The organism is Pseudomonas asuensis, from assembly GCF_014646755.1.
Lineage (GTDB): Bacteria > Pseudomonadota > Gammaproteobacteria > Pseudomonadales > Pseudomonadaceae > Chryseomonas > Chryseomonas asuensis.
Genome location: NZ_BMNW01000004.1, coordinates 286,977 through 303,791, shown reverse-complemented (window position 1 = coordinate 303,791; position 16,815 = coordinate 286,977). Strand labels below are relative to the sequence as shown.

General features: G+C 58.0%; 15 protein-coding genes. 6 read left to right on the top strand and 9 right to left on the bottom strand.

The genetic code is table 11. The annotated features are described in order from the left end of the window. The first annotated feature begins 37 nt into the window (after positions 1–37). From prlC to IEX86_RS10905, 4 genes are all read left to right on the top strand, one after another. The gene (gene prlC, locus IEX86_RS10920) at positions 38–2,089 is read left to right on the top strand and encodes an oligopeptidase A (RefSeq protein ID WP_229685304.1); all 2,052 of its coding nucleotides are present in this window, start codon (positions 38–40) and stop codon (positions 2,087–2,089) included. Further along, positions 2,086–2,358, top strand: coding sequence for a YheV family putative zinc ribbon protein (locus tag IEX86_RS10915; protein ID WP_188866149.1), 273 nt, complete (start codon positions 2,086–2,088; stop codon positions 2,356–2,358). Before prlC ends, IEX86_RS10915 begins: the two co-directional genes overlap by 4 nt. Next, the gene (locus IEX86_RS10910; protein ID WP_188866148.1) at positions 2,358–3,131 is read left to right on the top strand and encodes a DUF1835 domain-containing protein; all 774 of its coding nucleotides are present in this window, start codon (positions 2,358–2,360) and stop codon (positions 3,129–3,131) included. Before IEX86_RS10915 ends, IEX86_RS10910 begins: the two co-directional genes overlap by 1 nt. Before the next feature lie 107 nt (positions 3,132–3,238). Beyond that, entirely contained in the window at positions 3,239–4,789 is a 1,551-nt protein-coding gene (locus IEX86_RS10905) for a phospholipase D-like domain-containing protein (RefSeq protein ID WP_188866147.1), read from the top strand. On the opposite strand, the gene IEX86_RS10900 is transcribed toward IEX86_RS10905, so the two are convergent. Then, on the bottom strand, positions 4,790–5,653 hold the full coding sequence (locus IEX86_RS10900) for a LysR family transcriptional regulator (RefSeq protein ID WP_188866146.1): 864 nt from the start codon (positions 5,651–5,653) through the stop codon (positions 4,790–4,792). A 104-nt stretch (positions 5,654–5,757) separates the two neighbouring features. Between IEX86_RS10900 and IEX86_RS10895 the strand changes: the two genes are divergently transcribed. Further along, positions 5,758–6,183 carry a VOC family protein gene (locus IEX86_RS10895; RefSeq protein ID WP_188866145.1) on the top strand — a complete coding sequence of 142 codons (426 nt, stop codon included), beginning with the start codon at positions 5,758–5,760 and terminating at the stop codon, positions 6,181–6,183. A gap of 60 nt (positions 6,184–6,243) precedes the next feature. Here IEX86_RS10895 and IEX86_RS10890 read toward each other — a convergent pair whose 3' ends face one another. From IEX86_RS10890 to IEX86_RS10870, 5 genes are all read right to left on the bottom strand, one after another. After that, positions 6,244–6,882 (bottom strand): SCO family protein, encoded by a 639-nt coding sequence (locus IEX86_RS10890; RefSeq protein WP_188866144.1) that lies wholly within the window; start codon positions 6,880–6,882, stop codon positions 6,244–6,246. 122 nt (positions 6,883–7,004) lie between these two features. Further along, positions 7,005–8,111, bottom strand: coding sequence for a Gfo/Idh/MocA family protein (locus IEX86_RS10885; protein WP_188866143.1), 1,107 nt, complete (start codon positions 8,109–8,111; stop codon positions 7,005–7,007). Positions 8,112–8,238: 127 nt separating this feature from the next. After that, positions 8,239–9,642, bottom strand: coding sequence for an aminoacyl-tRNA deacylase and HDOD domain-containing protein (locus tag IEX86_RS10880; protein WP_188866142.1), 1,404 nt, complete (start codon positions 9,640–9,642; stop codon positions 8,239–8,241). A gap of 85 nt (positions 9,643–9,727) precedes the next feature. Next, positions 9,728–11,803 (bottom strand): ATP-dependent DNA helicase RecG, encoded by a 2,076-nt coding sequence (gene recG / locus IEX86_RS10875; protein WP_188866141.1) that lies wholly within the window; start codon positions 11,801–11,803, stop codon positions 9,728–9,730. Continuing rightward, on the bottom strand, positions 11,800–12,735 hold the full coding sequence (locus IEX86_RS10870; protein WP_188866140.1) for a hydrogen peroxide-inducible genes activator: 936 nt from the start codon (positions 12,733–12,735) through the stop codon (positions 11,800–11,802). Before IEX86_RS10870 ends, recG begins: the two co-directional genes overlap by 4 nt. A 278-nt stretch (positions 12,736–13,013) precedes the next feature. On the opposite strand from IEX86_RS10870, the gene IEX86_RS10865 reads away from it, so the two are divergent. Then, complete coding sequence (locus IEX86_RS10865) at positions 13,014–13,868, top strand: SDR family oxidoreductase (RefSeq protein ID WP_188866139.1); 855 nt, start codon at positions 13,014–13,016, stop codon at positions 13,866–13,868. A 39-nt stretch (positions 13,869–13,907) separates the two neighbouring features. Here IEX86_RS10865 and ridA read toward each other — a convergent pair whose 3' ends face one another. From ridA to rpoZ, 3 genes are all read right to left on the bottom strand, one after another. Beyond that, positions 13,908–14,288, bottom strand: coding sequence for a deaminase RidA (gene ridA, locus IEX86_RS10860; protein ID WP_188866138.1), 381 nt, complete (start codon positions 14,286–14,288; stop codon positions 13,908–13,910). A gap of 84 nt (positions 14,289–14,372) precedes the next feature. Then, positions 14,373–16,487 (bottom strand): bifunctional GTP diphosphokinase/guanosine-3',5'-bis pyrophosphate 3'-pyrophosphohydrolase, encoded by a 2,115-nt coding sequence (gene spoT, locus IEX86_RS10855; protein ID WP_188866137.1) that lies wholly within the window; start codon positions 16,485–16,487, stop codon positions 14,373–14,375. 50 nt (positions 16,488–16,537) lie between these two features. After that, positions 16,538–16,810 (bottom strand): DNA-directed RNA polymerase subunit omega, encoded by a 273-nt coding sequence (gene rpoZ / locus IEX86_RS10850; protein WP_188866136.1) that lies wholly within the window; start codon positions 16,808–16,810, stop codon positions 16,538–16,540. Positions 16,811–16,815: the final 5 nt, after the last annotated feature.

Below are 16,815 nucleotides of genomic sequence, written 5' to 3'. Positions count from 1 at the left end.
GCTCAAGCTACCCGTATATATCCTTAAGGGGAACACCGTGAGCGCCAGCAATCCTCTGTTACAGCCCTACGATCTGCCACCCTATTCTGCGATCAAGCCCGAATCTGTCGAGCCGGCCATTGATCAAATTCTGGCAGACAACCGCGCCGCCATTGCCGAGCTGCTGAAGACCCAAAAGGAAAACCCCACCTGGCAGGGGCTGGTCGTGGCGTTCGACGAGCTGAACGACCGCTTGGGCCAGGCATGGAGCCCGGTTACTCATCTGAATGCCGTGTGTAACAACCCTGAGCTGCGTACCGCTTACGAGGCCTGCCTGCCCAAGCTCTCCGCATACTCCACCGAGATCGGGCAAAACAAGGATCTTTTCGAGGCCTACCGGAAACTGTCCGAAAGCGAAGAGGCCAAGGGCTTCGATGCTGCTCAGAAGAAGATTCTCGACAATGCTCTGCGTGATTTCCGTTTATCGGGTATCGATCTGCCGCCTGAACAGCAGAAGCGCTACGGCGAGATCCAGTCGCGCAAGTCCGAGCTGTCCAGCAAGTTTTCCAACCAATTGTTAGATGCTACCCAGGCCTGGACCAAGCATGTGACTGATGAATCTGCTTTGGCTGGTCTGCCAGATTCCGCCAAGGCCCAGATGGCTGCTGCGGCCCAGGCCAAGGGGCTGGAAGGCTGGCTGATCAACCTCGAATTCCCAAGCTACTACGCAGTGATGACTTACGCCGACGATCGCGCTCTGCGCGAGGAAGTCTATGCGGCCTATTGCACCCGCGCCTCTGACCAGGGCCCCAACGCTGGACAATTCAACAACGGCCCAGTGATGGAAGAGATTCTCGACCTGCGTCAGGAGCTGGCGCGCCTGCTGGGCTATGCCAATTACGCCGAACTGTCCTTGGCGACCAAGATGGCCGAGTCCAGCGAACAGGTCCTGAGCTTCCTGCGTGATCTGGCTCAGCGCAGCAAGCCCTTCGCCCAGCGTGACCTGGATCAGCTCAAGGCCTTTGCTGCTGAGCAGGGCGTAACTGATCTCAAGAGCTGGGATACCGGCTACTTTGCCGAGAAGCTGAGACAGGCGCGTTACTCCCTGTCGCAGGAAGAGCTGCGTGCCTACTTCCCCGTCGACAAGGTTCTCTCCGGCCTATTCGCTGTAGTACAAAAGCTCTACGGTATTGAGATCAGCGAAATCAAGGAGGGCTTTGATAAGTGGCATCCTGAGGTTCGTCTGTTTGAGATTACCGAGAACGGCAAGCACGTTGGCCGCTTCTTCTTCGACCTTTATGCCCGTGCCAACAAGCGTGGCGGTGCCTGGATGGACGGTGCCCGTGACAAGCGTCGCAATGCCCAGGGCGAGCTGATCAACCCGATCGCCTACCTCGTCTGCAACTTCACCCCGGCCAGCGGTGGCAAGCCCGCTCTGCTGACCCACGATGAGGTAACCACCCTGTTCCACGAGTTCGGTCATGGCCTGCATCACCTGCTTACCCGCATTGAGCATGCCGGTGTATCCGGTATCAACGGCGTGGCATGGGATGCGGTCGAGCTGCCAAGTCAGTTTATGGAAAACTGGTGCTGGGAGCCGGAAGGTCTGGCGCTGATTTCCGGCCATTACGAGACTGGCGAGCCACTGCTTCAGGAGCTCCTGGACAAGATGCTGGCTGCAAAGAACTTCCAATCTGGCCTGATGATGGTCCGCCAGCTGGAGTTCTCACTGTTCGACTTCGAACTGCACGCGACTCACGGCGATGGCCGTAGTGTGCTGGATGTATTGGAGTCCATCCGAGACGAAGTGTCGGTCATGCGTCCACCTGCTTATAACCGCTTCGCCAACAGCTTTGCCCACATCTTTGCGGGCGGGTATGCGGCTGGTTATTACAGCTACAAGTGGGCGGAAGTTCTTTCGGCCGATGCCTTCTCCAAGTTTGAAGAAGATGGCGTCTTTAATGCCGAGACGGGTCGCGCGTTCCGTGAAGCTGTACTGGCTCGTGGCGGTTCGCTGGAGCCTATGGTGCTGTTCGTGGACTTCCGTGGCCGCGAGCCTAGCATCGATGCCCTGCTGCGCCATTCCGGTCTTACCGAGGAGGCTGCATGAGCGGACCGGTAAAACGCTTCATCGCCGGGGCCGTGTGCCCCGCCTGCCAGACGGTGGACACGATGAAGATGTGGAATGAGGATGGCGTGCCGCACCGCGAGTGCGCCTCCTGCGGCTACGGAGATACGCTCGACGAGCGGGGTAACTCCATTCCCAAGGAGTTGCCTACGCGCGTTAATGCACCTAAGCAGCCTAAGCCTGCGACGGCTCAGGTCAAGGTGGCTCAGTTCTTCCCGAACCCCAAGCTCAAGAAGGATAAGCCTGACTGATGTGGCACGTTGTCTGTGGTGATGTTGCGGCTGAAGGTGTCCGTCAGGTGATTGATACCGAAGCCGCTGCATCCCTACGGATAATGCGTGACGATCTGGCCGTAGGGCCGCTGGTAGATGTACACCAGCCGCCCTGCCCGGTACGGTCGGCATTTTGGAAGGCCGTCTGGCCAGACGATGTTGCCGCTCCTGATTTTTCCTACCAGCTGGCAGACGATGCCAAGTGGCTCGAGCATGTAGCACAAGGCAATCGCCCCATTACTGTCTGGCATGGCGACAGCGCTTCCGAGCAACTCCTGCTCTGCCGTATCGCTGCTGCTCTGCACCATTCTTCTGTTGCGTTATACAGTGTTCCATGTGGAACATATCGTAGCGATGTGCAGGCTCGCCGTGCCGTCGGCCAATGCTCACCTGAGTTGTTGAAGGAGCTGTATAGCCCCGACCCTATCCTGCCAGAGCAGCAACAGAGTCTGGCCAGCGCCTGGCATAAGGCAGTCGAAGCCAAGGCTGATATCAGGCGGTGGATAGGCGGTGCGTTCCAGTACAGCGGTTACGAAACGGTCGACACTATCCTCATCCAGCATTGCACGCCAGAATGGCAACCGCTCGCCCGCGTGATGGCCGAGGTCATGGTACGCAGCGAAGGCTTTTTCGCGACGGATACCTTTCTAGGCTGGCGTGCACATGAGTTGGCCTGTAGGGGCCTCCTTGTCTTGCAAGGGCCTGAAAAGGGCCATTACTCCCAGCAAACGGTCCGCTTGCCAGCTGTCTGAACAGCGAAAGGCACAGGCCGTTCTCATCATGGCTTTCTGCCTTGATCCTCTGAATTTAACTGCAATAAAGGCGTCGAAGGGAAACGCAATTGGTCTGGAGGGAACCTGTGTACGCCCGCTTATTACTGCTGTCTTTCGTTCTGCTGACGGGCTGTGCTCAGGTCCAAACCCCTGTTCCCTCCTCTATGCTCGCGCCTGCGGGTACACACCTCAATACCATGCTTCAGAAGCAGGCTATTCAGCATCCCGGGCAATCGGGGTTTCGCCTGCTGGAATCCAGTACGGATGCCTTTACGGCCCGTGCCGAATTAATCCGCATGGCTCAACGCAGCCTGGACATCCAGTATTACATCGTCCATGACGGCGTCACGACCCGTATGCTGGTTAATGAGCTCCTGGCGGCAGCCGATCGAGGCGTACGGATTCGCTTCCTGCTCGACGACACCAGCAGCGATGGTAATGACTATGCACTCGCCGCCCTGGCCGCGCATCCTAATATTGAGGTGCGCGTATTCAATCCACTGCATGACGGCCGCCGTACCGGTATAACCCGCCAGTTGGGGCGCTTTCTGCATCTGTCGCAACAGCATCGCCGGATGCACAATAAACTCCTGCTAGCCGATAACAGTGTGGCTATCGTAGGGGGACGTAATCTCGGCGATGAGTATTTTGATGCCAAGCCAGAGATGAATTTTACTGACCTTGATCTTTTAGGGGCGGGGCCAGTCGCACACCAGCTTGGCGTGAGTTTCGATCAGTATTGGAACAGTAAAATCAGCCAGCCCATTACGGGGTTTTTGCGTCGTCCTCCTACTGCGTCTGCCTTGAACCGAATGCGCTCCGGACTCAAGCGTTATCTGGAGAGCGAGCGGGTAAAAGACTCTGCGCTTTACAACCGGCTACGCCGTTACGCTACGGCTCCGCAAATGGAGGGCTGGCTTCGCGAGCTGACCTGGGCAAATGGGCAGGCCCTGTGGGATGCCCCGCGCAAAGTCCTGGCGGAGGGTGAGCCGGACCGCATTCTGCTGTTGACCACCCAACTGATGCCTAAGCTAGAGCAGGTGCACAAGGAGCTCTTTCTGGTATCTGCCTACTTTGTTCCAACCCAGACCGGGGTGGACTACCTGAGCGATAAGGCCAGTGAGGGAGTAGACATCCGGGTATTGACCAACTCATTGCAGGCGACAGATGTTCCAGCTGTTCATGGTGGTTATGCGCCCTACCGTGAAGAGTTACTCAGGCACGGCATAAAGCTCTATGAGATGCGCAATCGACCAGAAAAGGGCCTGCATGCCTCCCCTTACAGTTTCGGGCAGTCCGCTTCCAGTTTGCATAGCAAGGCCATGGTGCTGGATCGTGAACATACCTTTGTCGGCTCTTTCAATTTCGATCCACGTTCGATCTTATGGAACACCGAAGTCGGCATCATGGTGGATAGCCCGGTCCTCGCCGGGCACGTTCGCCAGCTGATTCTGGATGGCATGGCCTTGGGTGTCAGCTATCAGGTAAAGCGAGTCGAACGCGATGGAACGACAAAGCTGATCTGGCTGGAAGAGCGTGACGGCAAGCTGTACGAGCTGGATCACGAGCCCGGCGGAGTGTGGCGCCGCTTCAACGCCTGGATCGTACGGGCCGTAGGGCTGGAGCGTATGCTCTGATCAGCCTCTGGCGCTCTGTACACAGTCCAGAAAGAACGATAGCGCAGCCTGCTTGCGCAGGCCTCGACGGCGGATGGCGACCAACTCGCGGTAGAACGTGAGAGGGCCCAGGGAGAGCACGCGTACTCGCGCCTGCGCAAGTTGCAGGCCGGCCAGAGGGATCAGCGCTACACCCAGGCCGCACTCCACCATTCTGACAATAGCCTCCAGCTCGTCGAGCTCCAGCGTCTCACGCACGGTGAGCCGCTGCTGTTGCAGGAATCGACTGACCTGCCGACCACCGAATGAGCCGCGGTCGTAACGGACGAAGGGTTGTGTTGCCAGTAAAGCCAAGGGGTCATCACCCGGCAGCGGTTCGGGTGTGATCAGCACGAATGGCTCCCGGGCCAATGGAATCTCATCCAGCTCCTTGGGCACGGCAAAGGGCGGTTTAATGAGAAGTGCCAAGTCAATTTCGCCCGCATCTACACGCCCCAACAGGTGCAGCGAGACACCGGGAATCAACTTGATATCCACCTGAGGAGCCTCCTGGCGAAAGCGCATCAGTGCTTCGGGCAGCACGCCGGTCTGAACCGTGGCGATCGCACCTATCTTCAACTCACCTTGCCAATGGGCAACGTCTGTGGGGGCGGCCATTTGCTCATACAACGATAGAATCTGCTCTGCCAGCGGAAGCGCCTGCTGGCCTGAGGCGTTAAGGAGGGCTGCGCGGCCGGTTCGGTCGAACAGCCGTACACCTAAATCACGCTCCAGCTGCCGCATCTGCGCGCTAACAGCAGATTGCGTCAAGCCGACCTGCTGCCCGGCGGCTGAAAAGGTGCCATGCCGCGCAACGGCAATAAAAGTCTTCAATTCTCGAAGCACCATCAGCCCCAATATTTTTGCTGCTCGGCAGCAAGAATATTCGTTTTTCTATCGAAACGCTTGCAGCTAACAATAGGGCCTTGCTCACGCTAATGAGGTGTTCCATGGCGCTCTCCCCTTTCCACTTGGCCATTCCCGTTTATGACCTGCCTGCCGCTCGGCATTTTTATGGTGAGGTCTTTGGCTGCTCTGAAGGCCGTAGCAGCGAGCAGTGGGTAGACTTCGACTTTTTTGGCCACCAGCTGGTTATTCACGAGCACCCACGTACCGCCGTACAAGAACATGCTCATACCAATCCAGTGGATGGGCATGATGTGCCTGTACCGCACTTTGGTGTGGTATTGGAGTGGGATGAATGGGAAGCGCTGGCGGATCGCCTGAAAGTGCGCGAAATAAAATTCGTGATCGAACCCTATGTACGTTTCAAGGGCCAGGTTGGTGAGCAGGCCACCATGTTCCTGCTGGACCCTTGCGGCAATGCATTAGAATTCAAGGCATTCAAGGATATCAGCCAGCTGTTTGCCAAATAACGCGGGACGCCGATACTGCTTCTCAGCGTATCGGCGTCTGGATTGATCCGCCTATCGCGGTTAGCGCTTGGCTTCCATCAGTCGGGGCAATTGCTGCGCGAGCAGATCCAGCTTTATAGGTTGGCGTACATACCCTACCGCGCGGCCGTTCGGGTCGATCAGAACCAGGTTGGCGCCGTGGTCTACTGTATAGCTCTGCTGAGTGGTATCAGCCGGAATGAAGGGAATTCCGACGGTATTAGCCAGTGTCTGGGTGTCGGTCATGTCGCCGGCCAATGCCTTGAAGCTAGGGTTGAAGAACTCGATATATTGCTTCAGCCGCTCTGGCGTATCGCGTGCCGGGTCAACAGTCACAAACGTCACGCCCAGCTTGTTACGCTCCTGTTCAGGCAGTTTGGTAAACAACTGTCTAAGCTGCGCCAACGTCGCCGGGCAAACGTCTGGACAAAAGGTATAGCCAAAAAACATCAACCGCCACTGCCCTTTCAACGAGTCCAGCGTAATCGCTTCCTTATCCTGCGTTGTAAAATTAAGAGCAGGCAGGGCCTTGCCCTGAGGCAGCATAACGATGCCGGCATCCATTAGTTCGGTAGGTGTCGGCGCCGCATCGGTTCGGTAAGCGCGATAGCCCAGGGCAGCCACTGCAATAGCAGCCAGGAAGATGGCAAGAATAACAATAAGACGGCGAGCATTAGTCATGGCAGGCAACCTTGAGCAACAGAATATGCATCAGGGTACTGGATGTGGAGCCGCCTCGCACAGTCAGCAGGCTGGATCGACCAGCGAAGCGTTTCAAGACGCTACGCTGGCCGGACAAGGCATCAGGTGGTGGGCTCAGTGGTGTTGATATAGTCTGGTACCTTGGCAAGTGGCAAGGTACGCACCTGCGCCTGAGTAGGGCCTTGTCGGGGTGGTAGCGGCTCCAGGGTCTGGGGTTGTCCGGTTTCCAGCGCACGTTCAATGGCAGCCAGTACACGGATGTCGCGCCAGCCCTCTTCGCCATCCATTTCCGGAGAACGGTCATTCAGGATGCAGTCGGAGAAGTATTCGGTCTCACCCCCAAACTGATCAACGACAGGATGTGCATGCTCCTGGGTTTCGCCTTCAATGGTGGCGCGATAGGTAATCGCTACGCCCTCACCAAAGCCAAAACAGGGAGATGCTTCAAACTCGCCCTTTGAGCCTACAACCTGGAAGCGCTCGGTATTAGGTGCGCTGTAGCTGACGGTGAACTGCGCAAGGCGTTCCTTAGGGAAGCGTAAGGTCACAGAGACCGCGTCATAGGTGGTGATGTTACGTCCGGGTGTATTGACCCCCACGGCCTGCACTTCGATCGGCTCGTCACCAAACAGGTTGCGAACAGCATTGAGCGGATAGGGCCCCATGTCCGGCACCGGTCCTGCCCAATAGCCATTCAGGGCGCGATGATTCTGAGGGTCCAGGGGCTGAGCAAACATGGATGTAAAGATACGGGGGTCGCCAATATCACCCTTGCGGATGCGCTCGACCATTTCAACAGTCCCCGGCTCGCAGTGCAGGCGATAAGCGATCATGAGCTTGGCGCCGGATTTCTTGGAGGCCTCGATGATGGCTTTGCAATCTTCTTCGCTGGTAGCCATGGGCTTTTCCAGCAGTACATGAATACCTGCTTCCAGAGCCGGTACGGCAAATTCACGGTGGCGGAAGTTGGGCGTAGCCAGATAAATGGCGTCGATTTCACCGGAAGACAGCAGTGACGGGAAGTCCTCGTAGCGGTAGCTTTTGAGGTTGTATTGCTTGGCGAGTGCGTCGGCCTTGACCGGATCGCCGGTTACCAACGCGGTCATGACCGAATTGCTGGTCTGTCCAACGCCTGGCATGAACGCGCCCTGGGAAATCCAGCCACCTGCAACAACTGCATAACGGATCTTGCCCTCTGCATTTGGCATATCGCTTATCCTCCATTCAATGGGCAGGCGAAAGGCCCGGCCCTTATCCATGTCGGCAAGCAAGCGAGGGAGGAAGTTCCTCAGACAAGACGACTGCCCGTAAGGAAAGCCGTCTAGCCTGCGGTTTTTAGTGAGGCAACTGAGACGCCAGCTCGCGCAGAGCCGCCTCGGCACCCATGATCCGGCTTAGGCACTCCTGAGCTTTTTCAGGGGTCAGCCCAAGACGCTCGTAGAGCTCGGGAGGAATGGGATGTGCGGGACCGCTACCAATGCCTTCGGCGCGCAGTAGCTGCACGGCCATAAAGGTCAGGTTGGCATAGGTAGCGTTGGGGCCGTCATAGACCGGATAGGCTTGGAAGCGAAGTGCAGCTACCAGCTCTTCCGGCATTTCCCAGTTACGCATCAGCCAGGCGCCGATCTGCTCACGGGTGATACCGATCAGGTGGCGCTCGATCAAGCTGCTGTCCAGATGCGGGTTGGCTTCTACATGGCGGCAGATCAGCGAGAAATGCGGCGGAAAAACATGGGCCAGCACCAGATAACCGAAGTTATGCAGCAGTCCACACAGGTACGCGATACCCATCTCCGGCCGCATCTTGCGTGGCATAGCACGTGCCAGCCCCTCAATGACTGCTGCCGTGAAGATGGACTGTTTCCAGTAGGGCGTTGCGCTTTGCGGATTGTCCTTGGGCAGGCTGATCGTTTTGCCCAGCGTAAGGCCCAAGGCTAAGTTGATAACCAGATCGAAACCCAAGACTCGCACGATGGCATCTTCTACCGAGCGAATCTTGCCAGGCGCAGCGTAATACGGAGAGGACGCCCAACTGATGACTTGGGCTGCCAGCGCCGGATCGGTTTCCACTACGCCTGCCAGATCATCCACCGTTGCCTCGGGATTAACGCGCAACTTGATGATCTTCTCAGCTGTCTTGGACAGCGGTGGAATTTCCAGTGTCTCATCGAGGCGCTGCTTGATACGGCGGGCCGTGAAATGCGTGACGGCACGGGTAATTTCCGCATCGTCCGCTTCCGGGCGCGTCTGGTTGGGCTGGATGTCGAGCAAGGGCTCGCCAAACCGACCTGGGTTGGCTTGAGCCAACAGGCGACGGAAGTCATCGACTGAGACTTCCAGGAGGACATCTTCTTCACCCGACTCCAGCAGCAGATTCGGCTCTTTGAGCAGACGCTCGTCATACAGGCAGGGCGAGCTGCTTAGCGTAGGCAGGCCCGGCAATACCTTGAGCTCGTGCTTGTGCAGCGCCTGAGAGAGCCGGGAGGGCTTCATGACGGTTAGCGTGCGGCCGGTCAGCTCTGACAAACGGTTAAGGTCGAGCAGCTGATTCTGAGGAAACAGAACCATCAGAACCCCAGCCGCGTCATCCAGCAGAACGGCCTGTACGCGTTGGGCATTGGAAGCGAGGCCCGTCGTGGAATTCACTTCACGATAGGACACCCCTAGCCTATCCAGCATTTCCTTGATGGGCGCTGGTGCATGGGGGGTTGGCTCGGAGGTGTGGGCTACGTCAGTCATGGTATTTCCGCTAGGCCAGATGTAGCCAGTATAACTACCTCACGCCGCACTGGAATGCCTCAGACCAAAGGTCGCAAACTTTTATTTAGACCTGGCCATATTGCTGGCCATGGCGTAGCCACCGTTCCAGTAGCGGACTGACATGAGTCGGCCACTTTGCCAACAGCTCCTGGGCTGCATCCCGCACGGCCGGGAGCAGATCGGCGTCACGCATCAGGTCAGCTACCTTGAACTGCAGAAGACCGGTTTGGCGGGTGCCTAGCATTTCCCCCGGGCCACGCAGCTCCAGGTCCCGTTCGGCAATCACGAAGCCGTCGTTGGTCTCCCGCATGATCGCCAGCCGTTCACGGCCAATGTGCGATAGCGGGGGATGGAATAGCAGCACGCAGTGGCTGACGGCGCTGCCCCGCCCTACCCGGCCGCGCAGCTGGTGTAGCTGGGCAAGGCCAAGACGCTCGGGGTTCTCGATGATCATGAGACTTGCGTTGGGTACATCCACCCCAACTTCGATGACTGTGGTGGCCACCAGGAGCTGCAGCTCGCCCGCCTTGAACTGCGCCATGATTTCGGCTTTCTCGGCAGGCTTCATCCGACCATGAATCAGGCCGACCTTCAACTCGCCCAAGGCCAGCGATAATTCTTCGAACGTGGTTTCTGCGGCCTGACACGTCAACTCTTCAGATTCTTCAATCAGTGTGCAGACCCAATAAGCCTGTCGGCCTTCCAGGCAGGCCGCACGAACGCGCTCTACCACTTCTTCGCGGCGGGTGTCGGTGATGGTTACGGTATTAACGGGCGTACGGCCTGGAGGCAGCTCGTCAAGAACTGAAGTATCCAGATCTGCATACGCACTCATGGCCAGTGTGCGTGGAATAGGCGTAGCGGTCATGATGAGCTGATGAGGGCTCAGGCGCCCTTCTACACCTTTCTGCCTCAAGGCCAGCCGCTGCTGAACACCGAAGCGGTGCTGCTCATCGATAATAACCAGAGCCAGTCGCGCAAAGTGGACTTCACTCTGGAACAGGGCGTGCGTGCCTACCACCATTGGCGTGCCGGCTGCGATACGCTCCAGCGACGCTGCGCGCGCCTTGCCCTTGAGCTTGCCCGCCAGCCAGGCAACATCCAGTCCCAGCGGTTCAAACCAGCGCTGGAAGTTAAGGTAATGTTGTTCGGCCAGGATTTCCGTCGGGGCCATCAGCGCGACCTGATACCCGGCTTCGATGGCTTGCAGCGCGGCCATGGCGGCGACAACCGTTTTGCCTGCGCCAACATCGCCCTGGACCAGACGCAGCATAGGCTCATGCTGGGCCAGATCATGGGCGATTTCCGCACCGACCCGCTGCTGTGCGCCGGTGGGTTTGAAGCCCAGGTTAGCCAAGTATTGCTTAGGCAGCTTTTTCGGCGGCGGCAGCGGTGGCGCCTGTTGTGCGCGCATGGTTTCACGCAGGCGCTGCAAGGAAAGCTGATGGGTCAGCAATTCTTCGAAAACCAGGCGTCGCTGAGCCCAGTGATGCCCTATCGCCAGCTCCTCGACATCCGCATCCGGCGGCGGACGATGTAGATAGCGCAAGGCTTCAGCCAGGGGCCCAAGCTTGTATTGTTTTGCCATTTCCGGCGGTAGCCAGTCCGGCAGGCTGTGAGGGCCCAAACGCTCCAATGCCTGCTCGGTCAGTTGCCGCAGGCGCAGTTGCGTCAGCCCTTCGGTGGTCGGGTAGATCGGCGTCAGCGTCTGCTCGACCGGTGCAGGTGCCTCATCTTTCAAGGCCCGGTATTCGGGGTGATAGATTTCAAGCCCCGAGGCGCCGGGCCGTACTTCGCCGTAACAGCGCAAATGCGTGCCACGCTTCATGCCATCTTTTTGCGCCTGGCTGAAGTGAAAGAAACGCAGGCTGAGCGTACCGCTGCCATCCTGCAGGCGAACCAGCAGACTGCGGCGGCGGCCCATGATCACATCGGCGGTCGCCACAACCCCTTCCACGACAGCATCCTGCCCCGGGCGCAAGGCACCAATGGGGACGATACGGGTACGGTCCTGGTAACGCAAAGGCAGGTGGAACAAGACATCCTGCAGATTCTCAAGCCCTACCCTGGCCAACTTCTCTGCCATGGCCGCGCCGATGCCTTTCAGCGTGGTGACCGGAATCGCAGACAGCTCGGTCATGCCGGTTTTACGACTCCCTCAGCTTCAGGTCGTGCGACGGAGCACAGGCGTACCGAGTCGGCCAGCACCTCAATGGCGCGCGGACGCGGGAAGCTGGCACGCCAGGCAATGGCAACCGTACGGTAAGGCACGGGTGCGTTGAACGGGCGAACTTCAATTATGCCGGGTGCATAGTGATGGCTTTCCACCGCCGAGAACGGCAAGACAGATACACCCAGCCCGGAGGCTACCATGTGGCGGATGGTTTCCAGCGAGGAAGACTCAACCTGGGTATGTTTGGCTTCGTCGCCATGCTTGCGCACGGTCGGACAGGCCTCAAGTACCTGATCGCGGAAGCAGTGCCCCTCCCCGAGCAGTAACAGGCTCTTGTCGTTGAGCTGGGAATTGTCAATCGACTTGAGTTCTGTCCAGGGATGGCGTGCCGGCATCATGACGTAGAACGGCTCATCATAGAGCGCCTTGGTCAGGACGTCCGGCTCGCTGAAGGGCAATGCAATGATGATGGCATCGAGTTCACCGGTGCGCAGCTTGTCTCGCAGCACATGGGTGAAATTCTCCTCGATATACAGCGGCATTTCTGGAGCCACGCGATTGAGCTGGGGAACCAGGTGGGGAAACAGATAAGGTCCGATGGTGTAAATGGCGCCAATCTTCAACGGCGCGCTGAGCTGGTTCTTGCCCGCCTGGGCCAGCTCGCGGATACCTTGTGCCTGTTCCAGTACCTTCTGGGCCTGAGCCACAATGCTTTCACCCGTCGGCGTCAGGCGAACCGCACTCTTGCTGCGTTCAAAAATCAGGATGCCCAATTCGTCCTCAAGCTTTTTCACACCCACCGACAGGGTCGGCTGGCTGACATGGCAGCGTTCGGCGGCACGGCCGAAGTGCTGCTCTTGGGCAAGAGTCACGATATAGCGCAGTTCAGTGAGGGTCATGATTGAATCAATCCTTAGAGCCTTTCCATAAACAGCTGCGCACGAGGCTCGGCGAAGTGTCAGGCAAGGCACCATTCCGAAGTAACGGTGACGCTTGAAGGTCGTCCGTTCCGAGTTCGTTCGCCAGACGGGTCAGCTGATGACCAATTAACAAATACTATCACCTGCAAGCATAACGGCTGCTCTTTTTTGAACCAAGCCGTCTTGTAATGCTTGAGGCATAAAACGTGACCCGGCAAGCTACTGTACTCAATGACTTATTGGTGCAGGTACCTCCTATGTCCGCCTTCCCTCGTGTTCTGATTGCCGGCTGTGGTGATGTTGGCAGCCGCCTGGGCGTACGCCTGCAGGCTGCCGGTTGGACAGTGTATGGACTGCGCCGCGCAGTGGAGCAGCTGCCGGACGCTATCCTGCCGGTTGCTGGCGATCTGACAGCCGCCCATGCTCCGGCGCAGTGGCCGACCGAGCCGTTGGACTACGTCGTATATGCGGCTGCTGCAACGCAGCATGATGAGGACGGCTATCGCACCGCCTACGTCGAAGGGCTTCAGCATGTGTTGGCGTGGCTCGGGCAGCATCAGCAGACGCCGCGTCGGCTGCTGTTCATTTCCAGCTCTGGCGTGTATGGGCAGAAAAATGGAGAGTGGGTTGACGAAACTTCGGCTACCGAGCCCGATGGCTATTCTGGAAAAATCTTGCTGGAAGCCGAGCAGGTGGCACAGGCCAGCGGCCTGCCGTCGACCGCTGTTCGCTTGAGCGGTATTTACGGACCTGGCCGCGAGTGGTTGCTCAATCAGGTCCGCCAAGGCTATCGCGTTGCCAGTGAGCCACCCCTGTATGGCAACCGTATCCATGCTGACGATGCCGCAGGACTGCTTGCGCATTTGCTGATGGCCGATCAACAAGGCGCTGCGCTGGACGCTGTCTATCTAGGTGTCGATGATGAGCCTGCCCCACTGCATGATGTGGTCATGTGGTTGCGTGAGCAGTTAGGTGTTACCCACTGGGCGGAGGAGTCGGCTGTGCGCCGTGCCGGTAGCAAGCGCTGCCGTAATACACGTGCCCGTGCATTGGGTTGGATACCGCAGTACCCCAGCTTTCGCGAAGGCTATTCCGCTATCCTGAATGCCTAGGGCAAGCAGGCGCAGCCGTGTGGCTGCGCCCTGAGACGCTTATTCCAGGACCAGGATGCCGTCCATTTCAACCTGGGCGCCCTTGGGCAGCGCCGCTACGCCAATGGCAGCACGTGCCGGATAGGGCTGTTGGAAGTAACGACCCATAATCTCGTTTACCTTGGCGAAGTGGCTGAGATCAGTCAGGAAGATATTCAACTTGGCGATATCAGCCAGCGAGCCTCCCGAGGCTTCCGCTACGGCTTTCAGGTTCTCAAAAACCTGTACGGTCTGCGCCTCGAAGCCCTCTACCAGCTCCATGGTCTTGGGATCCAATGGGATCTGCCCGGACAGGTAAACCGTATTCCCGACCTTAATGGCCTGGGAGTAGGTGCCGATGGCGGCCGGTGCATTCTCGGTATGGATCACGGTCTTGCTCATGAAGTCGCTCCTTTAGCCAGATAACAAAAGCCTGTCGATAGAATCGACAGGCTAGCAGGCATAAGGGATGCGTGGGAAGGTTCGTCAGCTGCGAACGCGGGTGATACCGGCAACGCCTGCAAGTGTACGTAATTTGCGGATGACTCGGGCCAGATGCACGCGGTCGTGTACGCTGACCACAAGCTGGACCACGCTGATCCGGCCATCGCGCTCGTTCATGCTGATCTTTTCAACGTTGGCATCGACCGCCGTCACGCTGGTAGCCAGCATGGCTATCAAGCCACGCTGATGTTCCAGTTGAACACGCAGTTCCACGTTGAACTCGCCAACCACATCCTTTGCCCAGGTCAGCGGAATGCACTTCTCGGGATTCTGGCGAATCTCGGCGATGTTCTTGCAGCTGTCCAGATGCACGACCATGCCCTTGCCGGCAGACAGATGTCCAACAATCGGATCACCCGGAATCGGCGTACAACACTTGGCGTAGCTGAGGACAAGTCCTTCAGTACCACGGATCGCGAGTGGACCTTCGGTTTGCGCCTTGTCTTCCTGGCTTTCGGCATCAGCCGACACCAGTCGACGAGCCACGACATAGGCCATCTGGTTGCCCAGGCCAATCTCTTCCAGGAGGTCTTCAAGCACCACGACTTTGTGTTCCGCCAGAACCGGCAGGATACGCGGCAGGGAAATCTTGGAGAGCTGGGTGTTGAAGTTGGCGAGCGCCTTGTTGAGCAAACGCTCGCCCAGACTGATCGATTCCGACCGTCGCTGCTGCTTGAGCGCATGGCGAATGTTTGTCCGCGCCTTGCCGGTCACCACGAAATTCAACCAGGCAGGATTAGGCCGTGTGCCCGGCGCGGTAATGATTTCCACTGTCTCACCGCTGTTGAGCGGCTGTGACAACGGTGCCAGTCGACGATTAACGCGGCAGGCGATGCAGCTGTTGCCCACATCGGTGTGCACCGCATAGGCAAAGTCGACCGGTGTGGAGCCTTTGGGCAGCTCCATGATCCGGCCCTTCGGCGTAAAGACATAGACCTCGTCCGGGAACAGGTCGATCTTGACGTTCTCGATGAACTCAAGGGAGTTACCCGCACGCTGCTGGAGCTCGAGAATACCCTTGACCCACTGGCGTGCACGAGCATGGGAGCCTTTAGGCTCATCTTCGCCCGATTTGTATAGCCAATGCGCCGCGATCCCGTTATTGGCCATGTCTTCCATTTCGCGGGTCCGAATCTGGATTTCAATCGGTACGCCGTGCATGCCAAACAGTGTTGTATGCAGCGATTGGTAGCCGTTGGCCTTGGGGATGGCAATGTAGTCCTTGAAGCGGCCCGGGATCGGCTTGTACAAGCTGTGTACAGCCCCCAGGACGCGGTAACACGTGTCGACCTTGTCGACGATGAGGCGAAAGGCATAGACGTCCATGATTTCATTGAACGACTTACGCTTGCCCCGCATCTTTTGATAGATGCTATAGAGATGCTTTTCGCGACCGATTACTTCGCCCGGCAGCCCTTCACGTTGAAGGCAGCTGGCCAGTGACTCCTGGATCTTGCTGACAATCTCGCGGCGATTGCCACGGGCTGCCTTCACTGCGCGCCGGATACGCTCGGCACGCATAGGGTGCATGGCACGAAAGCCAAGGTCCTCAAACTCAGCATACATGTTATGCATGCCCAGCCGATTGGCGATCGGTGCGTAGATTTCCAGGGTTTCCTTGGCAATGCGGCGGCTTTTGTCCGGCGGCATGGCATCAAGTGTACGCATGTTGTGCAGCCGGTCAGCCAGCTTGACCAGAATGACGCGAATATCACGCGCCATGGCCATCGCCATCTTCTGGAAGTTTTCTGCCTGAGCTTCGGCTTTTGTCTCGAATTGCATCTGGGTCAGTTTGCTGACCCCGTCCACCAGCTCGGCCACGGTTTCGCCAAACTGCGCTGTAAGCGCTTCCTTGGCAATACCGGTGTCCTCGATAACATCGTGCAACATGGCAGCCATCAGACTCTGATAGTCCATGTGCATGTCGGCGAGAATATTGGCAACGGCAAGCGGGTGGGTCACGTAGGGCTCGCCGCTGCGGCGGCGCTGCCCGTCGTGAGCTTGCTCGGCGTAGTAATAGGCGCGGCGGACCAGGTTGACCTGGTCAGGGCCTAAATAGGACGCGAGCCGTTCAGAGAACGTGTCTATGGCTGGCATGGATGGTTTATCTCCTGCCGGCCCACGTGACGGCTCGTCGGTCCGGCATCTTACAGCGCCTCGCTGTCCGCCTCGTTGTTTTCTTCAAAAGCCGCAAACAGAGGCTCTTCTTCAACGATGTCGTCCAGACGGATTACTTCGTAATCAACCAGGCCTTCAGCGATTTCGCGCAGGGCTACTACGGTCGGCTTGTCATTGTCCCACGGTACTTTGGGTTCTTTGCCGCCGGTGGCGAGCTGGCGTGAACGCTTGGTGGCGAGCATGACCAGTTCGAAACGGTTATCGACGTTATCCAGGCAGTCTTCAACGGTGACGCGGGCCATGGTGT